Here is a 15,411-nt window from a genome sequence, read left to right as displayed (position 1 = left end):
CCTGCCAGGCGGAATCCGGGGCGCCGCGTGGCTGGTTCGGGCCGCGGTTTTCCCGAGCCGGGGCTTGGCCTCCGGGCCCCCGCGTTCCACGATACCGGGGCGCACCGACAGATTCGGTCCTCCGGGCACGTCCGCTGGCCCGATCGGGCGGGAACCGGTGTTCCGGGCCCGGCGGCCGCCTCCGGTGAGTACCGTGGATCGCGGGGGGACCGGGGGAGCGGCCGGTGACCGGCCCGTCCGTGTCCGCGCCGATCGGCCGCGCGCCCGGGAGGAGAACCCATGACCGCCACCACGGATCGCCCGCGCCTGCCGTTCGCACGGCCGAACGTCCTGGACATCGCGCCGCTCTTCGAGGTGCTGCGCCGGCAGGGACCCGTGGTCGCCGTGACCACCCCCACCGGGGATCCGGCCTGGCTGGTCACCGGATTCGAACAGGTCCGGAGCGTCTTCACCGATCCGCGGTTCGGGCGCTCGCACCCGGCGCCGGAGGAGGCGTCGGCGCTTTCGGACGCCGCGATCCTCAGCCGCCCGCAAGGGGACCACGAAACCGAGCACGCCGACCACGCGCGGATGCGGCGGATGCTCGTGCCGGCCTTCTCCGCGAACCGGATCCGGCGGCTCGCCGGCCACGTCCGGGAACTCGCCGATGGCTGCTTCGACGCCATGGACCGGGCCCGCGCCGCCGGCGGCCCGGTCGACCTGCACGAGCACCTGTCGTTCCCGCTGCCCGTGCTGGTGATCTGCGAACTGCTCGGCGTCCCGTCCGAAGACCGTGACACCTTCCGGGTGCTGTCGGACCGGATGGGCCGGATGGACATCGGCGACGGCGCCGGTGCGGCGCTCGACGAGTTCGCCGCCTACATGAGCCGGCTCGCCGCCACCAAGCGGCGCGCTCCCGGCCAGGACGTCGTCTCGGACCTGGTCCGCGCGCAGGCCGGCGATCCGTCGTTCGGCGATGACGACCTCGCCCGGCTCGCCGCCGGCCTGCTGTTCGCCGGCCACGAGACGACGTCCAACCGGATCGACCTCGGCGTGCTCTACCTGCTCACCGACCTCGCCCGCCGGGACGCGCTGGCCGCCGACCCCGACGGGCGGGTGCACGGCGTGGTCGAGGAGATCCTGCGGCTGTCCGCCCCGAGCGGGCTCGGCGTCCTGCGGTACGCGCACGACGACGTCGAGCTCGGCGGCGTGGAGATCGCCCGCGGTGACGCGGTCGTGCTGGCGCTCGGGGCCGCCAACCGGGACCCGTCGGTGTTCCCCGACGCGGCCGCGTTCGACCCCGGCCGCAAGGCGACCTCGCACCTTTCCTTCGCCTACGGCGGCTGGTTCTGCATCGGCGCCAGCCTCGCGCGCACCGAGCTGCGCGTCGTGTTCGGCTCGCTGTTCCGGCGGTTCCCGGGGCTGCGCCTGGCCGTCGGCGTCGATGAACTCCAGGTCCGGACCAACCGTGTCACCGGGGGAGTGGACCGCGTGCCGGTCCTCTGGTAGACCAACGGCGGTCGTGAGCGGAGGATTAAGACGTGACGTTGTGGGACAAGCTCGGGATGGACGACAAGCTCATCAAGGTGCTCCAGGAGATCCCGCCGGGTCCCGACGCCTCGGAGTTCGGCCGGGCCTACGTCACGATCCACCAGCTGGCCGTCGAGCTGGACCAGCGGTTCCCCGAGGTGCGCAAGCAGCTGGACGTGCCGCTGGGCGGCGGCGCGACCCGGCACGCCGGTCTGGTCGAGCTGCTCGGCAAGGAGCTGGTGGCGAAGATCAAGCGCTACGGCGACGTCTACCCGATCGAAGCCGCGCAGCTTTCGTCGGTGCGGTTCCGCGAGGTGCGGCTGCGCGGCCCGGGCGGCCGGGACCTGGTCGGGGCGTCGAAGACCGACCTGCCGTTGATCCGCCTGCGGCCGAAGGACTGACGAGGTGCTCGCGCCGCCACCGGTGCGGGTCCTGGTGGCCGAGCGCGACCCGGCGGTGCGAGCCCGCCTGAGCACGGTGCTCGAGGAGGCGGACGGCATCGAGCTGGTCGGCGCGGCCCCCGACGCGACGGCGGCCCGGGTCACCCTGCGCCGGCGCCTGCCGGACGTGCTGCTGCTGGACCTGCGCCTGGGCTGGCCGGACGCGTTGACCGGCCGTCCGGCGGTGGTGGCCCTGGCGACGTTCGACTCGGACGCGGGCATCCTGCGCGCCCTCCGCGACGGCGCGGCGGGCTTCCTGCTGCGATCGGCCCGGCGGCGCGACCTGATCAAGGTGGTCCGCTTGGCCGCGGACGGCCACGTGGTGCTGTCCCCGGACGCCTCCCGCCGCTGGGTGGCATCGGCGACCCGGCTGTCCGGCCCACGCGACGAACGGCTGGCGGCGGTGGACCGGTTGTCGGCCCGCGAGACCGAGGTGCTCGCGGCGGTCGGCGCGGCCCTGACGAACGCGGAGATCGCCGAGCGGCTCGAGCTGCCGGAACCGGTGGTCCGGGAGCACGTGGCGACGGTGGTGCGGAAGCTGGGCTGCGCGCACCGGACGGCCGCGGGGCTGCTGGCCTACGAGCGCGGGCTGTGCCGCCCGGGCCATGGCGGGGCTTGACAGCGCTCTGGGCGCCGCGGCCGGTCGGCGCGGCGGTGGTGCGGGCGGGTCGCCGTCGCCGGCCGTCTGGCGGCCGGGAGCTGCTCGGTCGGGTGCGAGCCCCGGCGAGGCGGACGCTGTGCCCCTCCACCGGTGGCCGCGCCGGAGGTGGGGTGCGGGTCGCCGTGGCCGGCCGTCTGGCGGCCGGGAGCTGCTCGGTCGGGTGCGGGGCACGGCGGGCTGACGTTGCGCCCTCGCCGGTGGCCGCGCCGCCAGGGTACGGGCCGCCAGGTGCCCGGGAACTGCCCGGCGGTCCCGGTGGCGCGGGCAGCCGGCCCACGCCACCGGTTCCCTCAGAAGCCCGCCAGCCCGTCCGGTACCCCGACACCCGTCGGGGCGTCGTAGCCCGGGCCCGCGACGCACAGGTAGTCGCCGCCGCACTTCTTGCCTGCTCCGGCCGGGTCGTTGTGGCCCGTGGTCACGTCGGTGAACGAGGCCGCGTTGGCGTACACGTCCGCCGGTCCGATTGCCCCCGCGTGGCCCGAACGGCCGATCAGGCCCGCGATGAACGGCGCCGAAGCGCTCGTGCCGCTGACCCGGGTCCAGCCGCCCGCGTCCGCGTAGTGGATCGCGATGTCCTCGGCTGCGGCCGAGACGTCCGCGACCGTTCGCTTGCCGCAATGGGTGTCCCGCTGCCACTTCGGCTTCGCGATGTACGCCGAACAGCCGCTGCCGCCGTACGGCCAGGCCCACTCCGTCCAGCCGCGCGCGGAGTCCGGGTCTCGGGCCAGCGACGTCCCGCCGACCGCGATCGTCGACGCCAGGACCGCCGGGTAGCTCGCCGCCGTGAAGCCGCGGTCGCCGGAGGAGGCCACCACCGTCACGCCCGGGTGCTGGTAGTGGCTCGCGTACGCCAGGGCCGCGCCGTTTTCGCGGGCGCCGTAGCTGTTCGACACCACCTTCGCGCCCAGCCGCACCGCCGTGTCCGCCGTCTCCGCCAGGTCGGCGAACCCCGGCGAGTTGCCCTCCACGACCAGGATCCGGCACGACGGGCACGCCGCGGACACCATCGACACGTCCAATGTGGACTCCATGGCCCAGCCGAAGTCGGTCTCCGGCAGCGGCGTGGCCACCCCCTGCTGGTTGACCTTGCGGAAGCAGCCGTTCGCCGTCGTGCACGGCGGCAGGCCGTACTGCGCGCGGTACGCGGCCAGGTCGGCCTCCAGGTTCGGGGCGTCGAAGGCGATCGAGATGCCGACGACGGTGTCCGGCCCCGCCGAGGCGGGCAGCCCGTAGGCCGACGCCAGGTCGTCGGCGCCCCAGCCGGCCGGTCCGAAGGCGCGCGCCGCGCCCGACGTGTAGGTGGTGAGGCAGCGCAGCACGCCCGGCCGTTCGGGGCACGCCGCCCGCGGCGCCGGGGCCGCGCTCGCCGCCGGCGTGACCAGTCCGATCGCCGCCACCGCGGCGGCCAGCACTCCCAGCCATCTCCTGTTCACTGTGGACAGTCCCCTCATGACACGTAGACGTGGTAGGCGGCGGTGATCGTTTCGGCGATCGTCGCCCCGGCGGCGTCGGCCGCCGTGACGCGCAGCGAGACGTCCGTGCCCCGGAACGCCTCCGTGGTCGCGGTGAAGCCCGCGTGGAAGACACCGTCGCCGCGGGCGGTGACGGTCGCGTCCTGCCAGGTCGTCCCGTCGGTCGAGTACTGCACGGTCGCGGCCGTCACCGGCGAACCGGTGCTCTGCTGCAGGTGCCCGACCGTGAGGTCCAGGCCCTGCGGGCCGGACGGCGTGGACCCGTCCGGCCGCAGCCCGCCGACCGCGTACCCCAGCGTCAGCAGCGGTTCGACCGCACAGTCCCGGTCCGGCCCGTCCGCGCCGCGGGCGCAGTACAGCGTCGGCGGCAGGGTCACCCCTTCGACGTGCTGCGACCGCCACGTCCACTCCGTGTGGGTCGCGGTGCTCTGCCGGTACATCGGCCCGGTGCGCCCGGCGTCGATCGTCAGCCCCAGCGTCGATGGGCCGGGCGTGACCTCTTGGTCGAAGCCGACCGTAGCGACACTCCGCGGACTGCCTTCGGCCAGAGTGGTGCCGTCCTGGGTGAACCGGTAGGACCCGGCGATGGTGTCCCGGGGCTCGCCGATGAAGCCGAAACCGGTGTGGCCGGGCTGGTTGTCGCTGAACGGCGTGATCGCGATCCGCACCAGGTCGCCCGCCCGCGTCGCGCCCGGCAGCGTGTAGGCGCGGCCGTCGGTCAGCGGCAGCAGCGCCACCTCGCCCGCCGGGTGCAGCGGGAAGCGGTTCCAGTCCTCGGTGACCGACGAGCCGCCCCGGTAGGTGTGGAACTGCTCGTGCTGGCCGCCGGCCCAGCCGGGGAACGGCCCGGGCAGCACGTACTTCGAGAACCCGCCGAACCACGCCAGATCCGGCCCGGCCGAGACGTACTCGGTCTGCTTCCGCGGCAGCTGGATCGGGTGCGACGGATGGCCGCTGACGTCCTCGAACGAGAACATCCCGCTGCGCTGGCGCAGGCCGAGCGAGGAGTACTCGCTGAAGTAGGTGGCGTCGACCGCCGCGACGTCCTTCGCCGTGATCACGTACCGCTGCTGCGGAATCACGCCGATGCTGGCCTTCTGCAGCACGTATTCGTACGGCGTGCCCGGCCCGGGCGGGGACACGAGCCTGCTGTACGGATAGGTCTGCAGCGCCCCGGTGCGCACCGGGGCGCTGGTGGGCGACACCGAGATCGGCACACCGGGCCCGGCGTCGAAGTCGACGAGCAGCGCCGGGCCGGTCTTGGCGGCCCGGCGGAACAGGAAGCCGGTGTCGTCGAGCAACGCGGGGCGCGGGGTCACCCAGGTCAGCTTGCTGGACGCCCGCTTCGCGTCGACGCGGACTCCTCCGTCCGCCTTCACCGCGAACTCCGGCTGCGCGCTGAACCGCAGCTCGGTCGGGTTGCCGTCGGCGTCGGACGTCCAGAACACCCCGAGCGCGCTGTAGTTGCCGTCCGGCACGCTGAACTTGGCCGTCCCGCCGGAGAAGTAGTTGAAGTTCTCGTCGGCGGCGAGCGTGTCGCCGTCGTCGGTGTTGTAGAGGAACGCGATACCGGTGTCGGCGGGCTTGCCCGCGATGTCCGTGGCGTCGACGGACACCGTCCGCATCACCGACCGCGGCTGGGCGGCCTGCCGCTTCGGCGCTCCCGCGAGGGCGTACCGGACGCCGCCGGCGAACAACCCCTGGCCGCCGAACCGGCCGCGGGCGCTGTCCTCTTTGAACTGCTTGGCCAGTGCGGCGCCGAAGGTCGCGGTGTCCACCGGGGCCCGGGCGCCGGCCAGCAGCGCCTTGACGTCGAACAGGCTCAGGTCGAGTCCGCGCCCGAGGTAGGGCAGCGCGGTGCCGGGCACCTCGTAGTCCCGGCCGGCGAGCCGCAGGTGCACCAGCGCCCGCGCCATGCCCTTGGCCGCGGCCGGCTGCACGTCGAACGTGTCCCGGCCGTCCGGGGCGGTCCGGACGGTCACCCGGTCCCCGGTGACGAGCGTGACGGTCGAGGACGAAACCGCGGCGGCCGCGGACGGCGGGGCGAGCCCGGCCACGCCCGCCGCACCGGCGAGCAGGACCGCGAACATCGAAAATCTTCTTCGCACTGGCGCCTCCGTGTGGTGAGTGATCACCACTACCGACGGGCCGGCCGCCCGGACTGTTGAGCCGGGTCAGGATGTTCGGCGAATTGCCTCCGATCGGGCCAACGCGCTACTTCTTCCGCGCCTTTTCGACGGCTTCCAGGAATTCCTTGACGGCGGCGAGCTTCGAGTAGCCGTAGCGGAACGTGTTGCCCGGCAGCTTGTCGCAGCCGTAGGGCACGTTCGCGACGACCTCCGTGGGGGCGTCCGGGGCCACGAAGACGATCTCGCCGGGCTTCCCGCGGGTGGCCGCGGTGTGCCGGACGTCGGTCAGCTTCGCGACCGGAAACCGATGCGGGGTGTCGCTGGGGAGGAAGCCGAGCGACTTCGTGGCGACCTTGAGTGTGACGGTCCGGCCGTCGAAGTGGATCGATCGGCGCCGGTCCCGGACGTGGTGGGGCCGCACGGGACCTCCCGATGGTCAGAGCGTCCGGCAGGTGAGCGCCGGCCGGGCGTCGGCACTTCCGTTCTGCGTCAAGGCGATCAGGCCGAACGTCGTCGTCGCGTCCGCGTCGAGCTTGGCGTTCCAGCCGGCGTTTTCGACCGTCACCGTCGAACCATCGACCGTGAAGGTGCCGTTCCACAAGCCGCTGATGCGGTGACCGGCGGGCAGTTGCCAGCGGACGCGCCAGCCGGACAGGCCCGCGGTCCGGTCGTTGCGCACCGTCACCTGCACCTGGTAGCCGCCGGGCCAGGAGTTCGTCACCTCGTAGCGGGCCGCGCAGCCCAGGTCGGCCGGCGTCGTCGGGCTCGCGGGCGTCGAGGCCGGGGGAGAGGCCGCGGGAACGGACGAAACCGGTGCGGCGACGGTCGTCGTGCCGCCGGGGACGAGCACCGTGCCGATCACCACGCCGAGGGCCAGCAGGACCGCGCCGGCGGCCGACGCCAGGACGAGCCGGCGCCGGGGGCGGCGGACGCGCAGCAGCCGGGTCCCGGCGCGGGGCCGCGGCCGGGGCGGCGGCAGGGGACGGCCGCCGGTGACCGCTTCGAACAGCTCCTGGACCTCGGCCATCGACGGGCGCGCTTCGGGCTCCCGCTGCAGCATGCGGGTGAGCACTTCGGCGAGCGGCCCGCTGTGCCGCGGCGGGACGGTCTCCTCCTTCGCGATGCGCAGCAGGAGCGTGATCGCGTTGTCGTCGTTGCCGAACGGGGGCGTGCCTTCCAGCGCGCGGTAGAGCGTCGCCCCGAGGGAGAAGACGTCGGCCGGGAATTCGGCTTCGTGGCCGCCGGCGACTTCGGGTGCCAGGTAGGCCGGCGTGCCCGCGATGAACCCGCCGCCGGTCACGGTGCCTTCGCCGGTGGCGCGGGAAATGCCGAAGTCGGCGATCTTGACGACGCCGGACTCCCCGAGCAGGACGTTGCCGGGCGTGACGTCGCGGTGCACGACACCCTCGGCGTGGGCGGCCGCGAGCGCCGACGCGACCGGCAGGCCGATGCGCGCCACCTCTTCGGCGGGGAGGGTCTCCCGGTCCAGCAGGATCTCCGCGAGGCTGCGCGACGGCAGGTACTCCATGACGAGGTACGGCCCGCCGGGTGCCTCGACGACGTCGTGCACCGTGATCGCGTGCGGGTGCCGCAGGCGCGCGGTCAACCGCGCTTCGCGCAGGGCACGCTGGCTCGCCTGCTGGCTGGCCGCCGGCCCGATGGCCGCGTCGTAGTCCAGCTGCTTGACCGCGACGACGCGGTCGAGCCGCTCGTCGCGGGCGCGCCAGATCACGCCCATCGATCCCTGGCCGATCCTCATCGCCAGCCGGTAGCGCCCGGCGATCAGCTCTCCTGCGTCGGTCACGGCGACCTCCCCGGCCTTCCCCAGAGCACACAGCACACACGGATGCGGGTGGCGATCGGTTCGAGCCTAACGGCCTGCCCGCCGGTGTGCAGGCGGGCAGGCCGCGTCAAGCGCCGGGCCGGTGCAGCTGCTCCCACGCCGGGACGTACGGGGTGAAGCGCAGCTTCATCCCGGCCTCGCCCGGCAGCTTGTCCGCCTTGCGGGCGTTGCAGCTGCGGGCCGTGCCCCCGCACGCGGCGACCGTGTTGAGCCAGTCGGTCCGGGCGCCGCCGCGGCTCAGCGGCGTTACGTGGTCGATGGTGGTGGCGCGCTGCCCGCAGTAGGCGCAGCGGTAGCCGTCACGGACCAGCACGCCGCGCCGGGACCAGCGCGGCGGCTGCGTATATCGCCACTTCATGACGACGTACCGCAGCAACCGCACGATCTTCGGGCGCGGGAACAGCCCGTAGGCGAGGCCCTCCTCGGCTTCGTGGATCTCGGCGACGTGGCGCACGAGCATGCGGATCGCGTGCGGGACCGAAACGGTCTGCAGCGGCTCGTAGCCGGCGTTGAGAACGAGAACCTTCATGGCGCACCTTTTCCTTCGTGAAAGCCGGAAACTTGTGCGCAACATCGTCGCCGAGCGGCCTGACCTGCGTCAATCGTGTTTCACCGCAGCGGATGGCTGCGGAAGAACCGCCAGATGACCGGGGTCGCGTCGATCACCGTCGGCGTCGCGGAGTCGTTGTTGGGCCGGGTGCTGGGCCAGACGTGTCCGGCTCCTTCGACGCGGTAGTGCTCGAGAGCGCAGCCGAGCCACTTCTGCGCGACGACGCCCGCCACCGGCGTCCACGACACCGGAGCGGGCCGGCAACCGTCCCTTGTGGACCAGGCGGCCAGCCAGTCCGGGATCGCGGGCAGGCCCTTCGCCGGATTGCCGGCGTAGGGGATCGTCGTGTCGGCCGTGCCGTGGAAGTCGAGGACCGGCACGGGCCGGCTCGGGTGGCAGGCGCCGCCCTGCGGGTAGAACGCGCCGGACACCGGCGCGAACGCGGCGATCCGGCCCGCCAGCCGGCAGGCGAGCACGCCGGTGAACCCGCCGCCGTTGGACTTGCCGGCCGCGAAGATCCGGCCGGGGTCGACGCACAGCGTGCGCTGCAGCGCGGTCAGCAGGTCACTGGTGAACAGGACGTCGTCCGCGGCGGCCGAGTAGGGCGCCCCGGTCCAGGCGGATTCGCCGTCGGTGCCGATCAGGCCCTGCGGGTAGACGGCGATCGTGTCCAGCGCCGAGAAGCCGGACAGCTCCTCCTGGTACTGGGACGTCCGCTTGTGGCCGTGGAAGGACAGGACGAGCGGGTACGGCCGCCACGGGTGGTACCCGGCGGGCAGGTGGACGGTGTACTCGCGGTCGAGGCCGCCCGAGGTGACGTGCCGGGTGGTCGTCACGCCGGCCGGGAACCCGGGCGCGCGCCCGCAGCCGGTGGTGGGAACGGGGTGGTCGGCGACGCCGCCCGCGGCGGCGGGCGCGGCGAAGGCGGTGGTCAGGGCACAGGCCGCGGCGAACACGGCCGCCCATCGGGGGAAGCGTCCGGGCACTCGATCCTCCTTGATCGGCAGCGGGGCGTGGCCAGCATCACACCGGGAGCCGCCGGCTCGGGGATTGCGTTCATAAAGTGCGCGGTCGGAACTGTCGGACCCACTCGGTAGGATCGACCCAACAACGGCCGTCGGACATGCGGAAAGGGATGGAAGTGACTGCCCCGATCGAGACGCTGGAGTTCCAGTCGGAAGCGCGTCAGCTGCTCCAGCTGATGATCCATTCGATCTATTCGAACAAGGACACGTTCCTGCGGGAGCTCGTGTCCAACGCCTCCGACGCCCTCGACAAGCTGAGGCTGGAGTCGTACCGCGACAAGGACCTCGAGGCGGACACGTCCGACCTGCACATCGCGATCGAGACCGACCCGGAGGCGCGGACCCTGACGGTGCGCGACAACGGCATCGGCATGACCCGCGAGGAGGTCGTCGCCCTGATCGGGACGATCGCCAAGTCCGGCACCGCCGACTTCCTGACCAAGCTCAAGGAGGCGAAGGACGCGGCGGCGTCGCAGGACCTCATCGGGCAGTTCGGCGTCGGGTTCTACGCGAGCTTCATGGTCGCGGACAAGGTCACCCTCGTGACGCGCCGCGCCGGCACCACCGAAGGCGTCCGCTGGGAGTCGGCCGGCGAGGGCACGTACACGATCCAGCCGGTCGAAGACGCGCCCCAGGGCACCGCGGTCACCCTGCACCTCAAGCCCGAGGACACCGAGGGCCACCTCTACGACTACACGTCCGCGGCGAAGATCCGCGAGATCGTCAAGAAGTACTCCGACTTCATCACCTGGCCCATCCGGATGACGGGCGAGGGCGAAGCCGCCGAGGTCGAGACCGTCAACTCGATGAAGGCGCTGTGGGCGCGCTCGTCGAGCGAGGTCACCGAGGACGAGTACCACGAGTTCTACAAGCACGTCAGCCACGACTGGCAGGACCCCCTGGAAACGATCCGGCTGCAGGCCGAGGGGACGTTCGAGTACCAGGCGCTGCTGTTCCTGCCCTCGCACGCGCCGATGGACCTGTTCCTGCGCGAGCGCAAGCGCGGCGTCCAGCTCTACGTCAAGCGCGTGTTCATCATGGACGACTGCGAGTCGCTCGTCCCCGAGTACCTGCGGTTCGTCAAGGGCGTCGTCGACGCGCAGGACCTCTCGCTCAACGTCTCGCGGGAGATCCTCCAGCAGGACAGGCAGATCCAGCTGATCCGCCGCCGCCTGGTGAAGAAGGTCCTTTCGACGGTCAAGACGATGATGACCGCCGACGCCGAGAAGTACGCGACGTTCTGGCGCGAGTTCGGCCGGGCGGTCAAGGAGGGCCTGCTCGACGACTTCGAGAACCGCGAAGCCATCCTCGAGATCTCCTCGTTCGCCTCGACGCACGACGCCGAGAAGCCGACTTCGCTGCGCGACTACGTCTCGCGGATGAAGGAGGGCCAGGAGCACATCTACTTCATGACCGGCGAATCGCGGTCCGCGATCGAGAACTCGCCGCACATGGAGGCGTTCCGCGCCAAGGGCTTCGAGGTGCTGGTGCTGACCGACCCGATCGACGAGATGTGGGTCGACTCGGTGCCGGGCTTCGACGGCAAGCAGTTCCAGTCGATCGCCAAGGGCCAGGTCGACCTCGAGTCGGAAGAGGACAAGAAGGCCACCGAGGTCGCTCGCGAGCAGCAGAACAAGGACTTCGAGAGCCTGCTGACCTGGATGGGGACGGCGCTGGGCGAGACCGTCAAGGAGGTGCGCCTCTCGTCGCGGCTGACGACGTCGCCCGCGTGCATCGTCGGTGACACGCACGACCTGACCCCGACGCTCGAGAAGATGTACCGCGCGATGGGGCAGGAGCTGCCGCCGATCAAGCGCATCCTCGAGCTCAACCCGGAGCACGGGCTGGTGACGGGGCTGCGCGAGGCGCACGCTGCCCGGCCGGACGACGAGGGCCTGGCCGAGACGGCCGAGCTGCTCTACGGCATGGCCCTGCTGGCGGAGGGCGGCGAGCTGGCCGACCCGTCGCGGTTCATCAAGCTGCTGTCCGGCCGGCTGGAGAAAACCCTCTGACGCAGTGAATGACTCATTCCTGTCGTCCGGCGACAGGAATGAGTCATTCACCGCATGGCCGGTGCCCGCTCGGCCGCCGCGGCGTCAGGGGGCCGCGTTCATCAGGTCCAGCGCGCTCTGCTGCCGGGCCGCGTCGGTCTGGTCGAACGGGCCCGCCCACAACAGCCCGTACGCCTCCGCGCTGTTCCGGTCCTTCGCGTACGCCGCGTTCGCCTGCCGCTGCAGATATGCCGTGTACGGGTGATCCGGCAGCGCCGCGTTCAGCACCGCCAGGTCCCGGACGTACACGCCCTTGAACGTCGGGCCGTCGATGCCGCCGCCGCCCGCCGTCTCGCCCGGGTCGCGGAGGATCCCGCCCGGGTTGAGGGCCGCGTTCGTCGTCGACGCGTTCGCCATCGCGCGAGCCTTGGTCAGCAGGCTCGCGTCGCCGGTGGCGCGGTGGAGCTCGGTCAGGGCCGCCAGGGGCACACCCTGGTTGTAGGTCCAGACGGGCTGGCCGTTGTTGGCGCACGTGGCCGTGTTGAGGCCGTCGTTGACCAGGTTCCCGCTGTTGATCACGCCGCTGCCCGAGAACCACGTCCAGCCCGCGCGGGCGCGCGCCAGATATGCGGTGTCGCCGGGGATGCGGTTGTGCAAGGCCGCGTTCAGCTGGATGTACAGCGAGTTCGGGATGGCGTTCTTCGTCGTTCGCGAGGTGTTCCACCAGACCCCACCGCCGCAGACGCCGTCCCAGTACGCGTACATGTGGTCGGCGTCGGCGCGGGCGGTGTTCAGGTAGCGGCCGTCACCGGTCAGGTCGTAGGCGTCCACCCACGCCAGGCCCCACCACGCGGTGTCGTCCAGGTAGTCGTTGCGGAAGCTGCCGCCCTGCGCCGACAGGTTCTTCGTGTACGTCGTGTCGATCGCGTAGCGGTAGCTGCCCATGCCGCTGATCCGGGCGTTGTCGATGACCGCGGTGAGCGCGTTGGCCGAGTTCCACCACCCGGTCGTGTCGAAGAGGCCGGTGCCGAGGTTGTACCGCTCCATCAGGGCCGTCGCCGCCGCGGTGCGGCGGTCCCAGGCGTTCCAGGTCGGGCGGGCCCAGCCGGTGCAGGCGATGGTTCCCGACCCCGCGGGCTGCCCGCAGGCGCGCAGCAGTCCCACGCCCTTGTTCGCCCAGTCGTCGGCGTTGTACATCAGCGTCCGGTAGCCCGTCGCGCCCGACGGCGTCGCGGTGTCGCCGAGCTTGCTGCCCGAGGCCCACGTGCGCCCGGCGTCGAACGAGCGGTCCAGCCAGACGTGGTCGCCGGCGCCGCCGCCGGTGATCACCGCCCAGCCCATGTCGTCGCCGTCGTCGAGGTGCAGGGAGATCCGGCGTGACCCGGTGGTCGCCGCGCTCCCTTCGCGGTCACCGGGCGACAGCGCCGGATCCCGGGCGTCGCAGTACTTGTCGCAGATCGGAGCGGCGGCCGGGGCCGCGGCCGGGGAGGCCGGGGTAGCCGGGGTGGCCGGGGCGGCCGGAGCGGCGGCCAGGGCCAGGGTCGTCAGGAAAGCCAGGAAGTGCATCGGTCACCTTCCGCGCTGAAGGGCGATGCTCCCATTCTGCCGAGCCGATATTATTGGTCCAGTCCTTTATTGGGACAGGTTCCGGACAGGAATTCACGCCCGCCGCGAGCTCAGCAGCAGCAGGCACAGCACCGCGATCCCGGTGACGAGCCCGGCGACCAGCAGCATCGGGTCCAGGGTCGCCGGTGTCGCCGCGGTCGCCTGCTGGACCACGGGCGGCGGCTCGGCGGCGGCGGAAGTGGCCGGAGCTGCCGGGGTGACGGCGGCCGCGGACGTGGTCGCCGGGGGAGTGCTCCCCGGAGGTGTGGTGGCCACCGGCACCGCGCCGGCCACGGTCCGGGACGGCAGCGGCCGGGTAGCCGTGCTCGGCGGCGCGGTCGTGGGCGCCGGCAGCACGGTCACCGAGGCCCGCATGTCGGGGTGCACCGAGCAGTAGTACTGGTACGTGCCCGCCTGCCGGAACGTGTAGCTCCAGCTCTGCCCGGCCGAAAGCTGCGGGCTGCGGAACGCCACCGGCGCGCTCGTCGTGACGACGTCGTGCGGGGCTTCGTCGTGCTGCATCCAGGTGACCGTGTCGCCGACCCGGACGGTCAGCGCGGCGGGGGAGAAGGCGTAGCCCTGCATCATGACCTGCTGCGTCGCCGCGGCGGCGGGGCTCGCGAGCGGTACGTTCAGGAACACGAGCAGACCGGCCACGGCCAGGGCGGCGCGCCTCATCGGACGAACTCGATCGCGATCTCGACGCGCAGGCGCCGGCGGGCCAGCAGCCGCCCGAACCGGCCCGCGCGCGGTGGTTTCCGGCGGGCCGGGAGGACGGCTCCGGCGGCCCAGACGACGACGCCGCGGGAGTCCCGGTGCCGGACGTCGCCGCGCAGGCGCACCGCCCGCCCGGCCACGCTGCCATCGACGACGAACGGGTCCTCGGCGACTTCTTCGGCGGTGAAGGTGAGCTCGTCGCCGCGGAACGCCCGGCGGAGGAAGGGGATCCCGGTCCGCAGCGAGCCGGGGTCGAAGGTGACCGTGAGCGCCGAGCCGGGCGTCCAGTGCCCGCCGGTCGCGGTGAGCCGCCCGCGGATCAGCGGTGGCCGCGAGGAGATCTCGATGACGCAGCGGTCGCGGCGCAGGGTGTAGCCGGTCCGGGGCAGGACGGCGGTGTCGGACATGAAGAGTGGCCTCCGGGGATGGGAGCGGGTGGCCCGGCCGGGAACCGGGCCACCCGTGACGACGGCGAGCGTCAGCAGCTCGCCTGGTTCAGCAACGGGGTGAGCACGTTCTCGAGCCACACCGTGTGCGTCTTGATGTACTGGTCGAGGTTCAGCAGATCGGTCACCTGCTGGCCCAGCGACTCCTCGAGGTGTGCGCTCTTGATGTGCGCGATGATCGGCGCGAGCGTGTCGGTGGCGACCTGGCCCGCCGATCCGTCGAACACCGGGGCGAGCACGGTTTCCAGCCACACCGTGTGGGTCTTGAGGTACTGGTCCAGGTTGAGGATGTCCTGCACCTGCTGACCGGGTGAGGTCTCGAGGTGCGCGCTCTTGATGTGGTCGAGGATCGGCTGCAGGACCGCCTTCGGCACGCAGGAGCCGCCGCCGGCCGGGGTGGACGGCATCGGCATCGAGTGGCTCGGTGCCGAAGTCGGGGCGGACGTCGGAGCGGACGTCGGGGTGGCGGTCGGCGGTGCACTGGTCGGGGCCGCGCCGGTCACGGTGACGGTCGCCTTCATGTCCGGGTGGATCGAGCAGTAGTACGAGTACTTGCCCGCCTTGGTGAAGGTGTGGCTGAAGGTCTGGCCGGTCTGCAGGGTCGGCGAGGTGAACTTCTCCGGCCCGTCGGTGACCACGATGTTGTGCGGCGCGGTGTCGTGGTTGGTCCACGTCACCGTGTCCCCGACGTCGATCGTGAGGTCGGCCGGCGAGAACTTGTAACCCATGGCGTCCACCGACTTGGTGGACGGCGCCGCGGCCGGGGCGGCCCCGCCCGCCTGTTCCTGCGCGAGTCCCTGGTACAGCGGGACGGCCAGGGGACCCTGCCGGGCCAGGGCGGCCAGGTCGACGTTCGCGGCCTGGCCCGGCGCGGCCTGCTCGGTCCGGTCGCCGCGCAGCGTGGCGAGGCTGAACAACGCCGTCGCCAGTGCGAGAACCGCCACGGCGACCGGCCAGCTCCGCCGTCGCCGCACCACCTCCGGCTGCTCGGGGGCGGTGGGGGTGGGGTTGTCCATCGAGGAC

Annotated in this window: 14 protein-coding genes; 4 read left to right on the top strand and 10 right to left on the bottom strand. The window is 72.5% G+C overall.

Features of this window, described 5'->3' with window-relative positions; translation table 11 throughout:
* The first annotated feature begins 279 nt into the window (after positions 1-279).
* Genes AB0F52_RS24335 through AB0F52_RS24325 form a run of 3 tightly spaced genes read left to right on the top strand, consistent with a single transcriptional unit; the run spans position 280 to position 2,568 of the window.
* Entirely contained in the window at positions 280-1,488 is a 1,209-nt protein-coding gene (locus AB0F52_RS24335; RefSeq protein WP_360175171.1) for a cytochrome P450, read from the top strand.
* Positions 1,489-1,520: 32 nt separating this feature from the next.
* Positions 1,521-1,910, top strand: a complete 390-nt coding sequence (locus tag AB0F52_RS24330; RefSeq protein WP_360175168.1) for a hypothetical protein — start codon at positions 1,521-1,523, stop codon at positions 1,908-1,910.
* Positions 1,911-1,914: 4 nt separating this feature from the next.
* Positions 1,915-2,568 carry a response regulator transcription factor gene (locus AB0F52_RS24325; protein ID WP_360175165.1) on the top strand — a complete coding sequence of 218 codons (654 nt, stop codon included), beginning with the start codon at positions 1,915-1,917 and terminating at the stop codon, positions 2,566-2,568.
* A gap of 332 nt (positions 2,569-2,900) precedes the next feature.
* Here the strand turns inward: AB0F52_RS24325 and AB0F52_RS24320 are convergent, their stop codons facing one another.
* From AB0F52_RS24320 to AB0F52_RS24295, 6 genes are all read right to left on the bottom strand, one after another.
* Positions 2,901-4,043 carry a S8 family serine peptidase gene (locus tag AB0F52_RS24320; protein ID WP_360175162.1) on the bottom strand — a complete coding sequence of 381 codons (1,143 nt, stop codon included), beginning with the start codon at positions 4,041-4,043 and terminating at the stop codon, positions 2,901-2,903.
* 14 nt (positions 4,044-4,057) lie between these two features.
* Positions 4,058-6,172: a hypothetical protein gene (locus AB0F52_RS24315; protein WP_360175159.1), complete on the bottom strand. Its 2,115-nt coding sequence runs from the start codon at positions 6,170-6,172 to the stop codon at positions 4,058-4,060.
* A gap of 124 nt (positions 6,173-6,296) precedes the next feature.
* On the bottom strand, positions 6,297-6,632 hold the full coding sequence (locus AB0F52_RS24310; protein WP_360175156.1) for a hypothetical protein: 336 nt from the start codon (positions 6,630-6,632) through the stop codon (positions 6,297-6,299).
* Between the two features lie 15 nt (positions 6,633-6,647).
* The gene (locus tag AB0F52_RS24305; protein ID WP_360175153.1) at positions 6,648-8,015 is read right to left on the bottom strand and encodes a protein kinase; all 1,368 of its coding nucleotides are present in this window, start codon (positions 8,013-8,015) and stop codon (positions 6,648-6,650) included.
* 106 nt (positions 8,016-8,121) lie between these two features.
* The gene (locus tag AB0F52_RS24300) at positions 8,122-8,583 is read right to left on the bottom strand and encodes an HNH endonuclease (RefSeq protein ID WP_360175150.1); all 462 of its coding nucleotides are present in this window, start codon (positions 8,581-8,583) and stop codon (positions 8,122-8,124) included.
* 80 nt (positions 8,584-8,663) lie between these two features.
* Positions 8,664-9,590 (bottom strand): ferulic acid esterase, encoded by a 927-nt coding sequence (locus tag AB0F52_RS24295; protein ID WP_360175147.1) that lies wholly within the window; start codon positions 9,588-9,590, stop codon positions 8,664-8,666.
* A gap of 155 nt (positions 9,591-9,745) precedes the next feature.
* Here AB0F52_RS24295 and htpG point away from each other — a divergent pair, with 155 nt between their 5' ends.
* Positions 9,746-11,641, top strand: coding sequence for a molecular chaperone HtpG (gene htpG / locus AB0F52_RS24290; protein ID WP_360175144.1), 1,896 nt, complete (start codon positions 9,746-9,748; stop codon positions 11,639-11,641).
* Positions 11,642-11,725: 84 nt separating this feature from the next.
* On the opposite strand, the gene AB0F52_RS24285 is transcribed toward htpG, so the two are convergent.
* The 4 genes from AB0F52_RS24285 to AB0F52_RS24270 all read right to left on the bottom strand — a co-directional run bounded on the left by AB0F52_RS24285 (position 11,726) and on the right by AB0F52_RS24270 (position 15,404).
* Positions 11,726-13,186, bottom strand: coding sequence for a glycoside hydrolase family 76 protein (locus AB0F52_RS24285; RefSeq protein WP_360175141.1), 1,461 nt, complete (start codon positions 13,184-13,186; stop codon positions 11,726-11,728).
* 93 nt (positions 13,187-13,279) lie between these two features.
* A complete protein-coding gene (locus tag AB0F52_RS24280; RefSeq protein ID WP_360175138.1) occupies positions 13,280-13,903 on the bottom strand; it encodes a cupredoxin family copper-binding protein in 624 nt (207 codons plus the stop codon).
* On the bottom strand, positions 13,900-14,349 hold the full coding sequence (locus AB0F52_RS24275; RefSeq protein ID WP_360175135.1) for a hypothetical protein: 450 nt from the start codon (positions 14,347-14,349) through the stop codon (positions 13,900-13,902). Before AB0F52_RS24275 ends, AB0F52_RS24280 begins: the two co-directional genes overlap by 4 nt.
* A gap of 71 nt (positions 14,350-14,420) precedes the next feature.
* Complete coding sequence (locus AB0F52_RS24270; protein WP_360175132.1) at positions 14,421-15,404, bottom strand: plastocyanin/azurin family copper-binding protein; 984 nt, start codon at positions 15,402-15,404, stop codon at positions 14,421-14,423.
* Positions 15,405-15,411: the final 7 nt, after the last annotated feature.

Origin of the sequence: Amycolatopsis sp. NPDC024027 (assembly GCF_040638975.1) — a bacterium.
Taxonomy (GTDB): domain Bacteria; phylum Actinomycetota; class Actinomycetes; order Mycobacteriales; family Pseudonocardiaceae; genus Amycolatopsis.
The sequence above is the reverse complement of the archived record's forward strand: the minus strand, read 5'-3'. Positions and strand labels throughout refer to the sequence as shown.

Bases quoted from the DNA above. Each gene is read 5' to 3' on its own strand.
- AB0F52_RS24335 (WP_360175171.1), top strand. From the start codon at position 280: ATGACCGCCACCACGGATCGCCCGCGCCTGCCGTTCGCACGGCCGAAC.
- AB0F52_RS24315 (WP_360175159.1), bottom strand. From the start codon at position 6,172: ATGTTCGCGGTCCTGCTCGCCGGTGCGGCGGGCGTGGCCGGGCTCGCC.
- AB0F52_RS24300 (WP_360175150.1), bottom strand. From the start codon at position 8,583: ATGAAGGTTCTCGTTCTCAACGCCGGCTACGAGCCGCTGCAGACCGTT.
- AB0F52_RS24285 (WP_360175141.1), bottom strand. From the start codon at position 13,186: ATGCACTTCCTGGCTTTCCTGACGACCCTGGCCCTGGCCGCCGCTCCG.
- AB0F52_RS24280 (WP_360175138.1), bottom strand. From the start codon at position 13,903: ATGAGGCGCGCCGCCCTGGCCGTGGCCGGTCTGCTCGTGTTCCTGAAC.
- AB0F52_RS24275 (WP_360175135.1), bottom strand. From the start codon at position 14,349: ATGTCCGACACCGCCGTCCTGCCCCGGACCGGCTACACCCTGCGCCGC.
- AB0F52_RS24270 (WP_360175132.1), bottom strand. From the start codon at position 15,404: ATGGACAACCCCACCCCCACCGCCCCCGAGCAGCCGGAGGTGGTGCGG.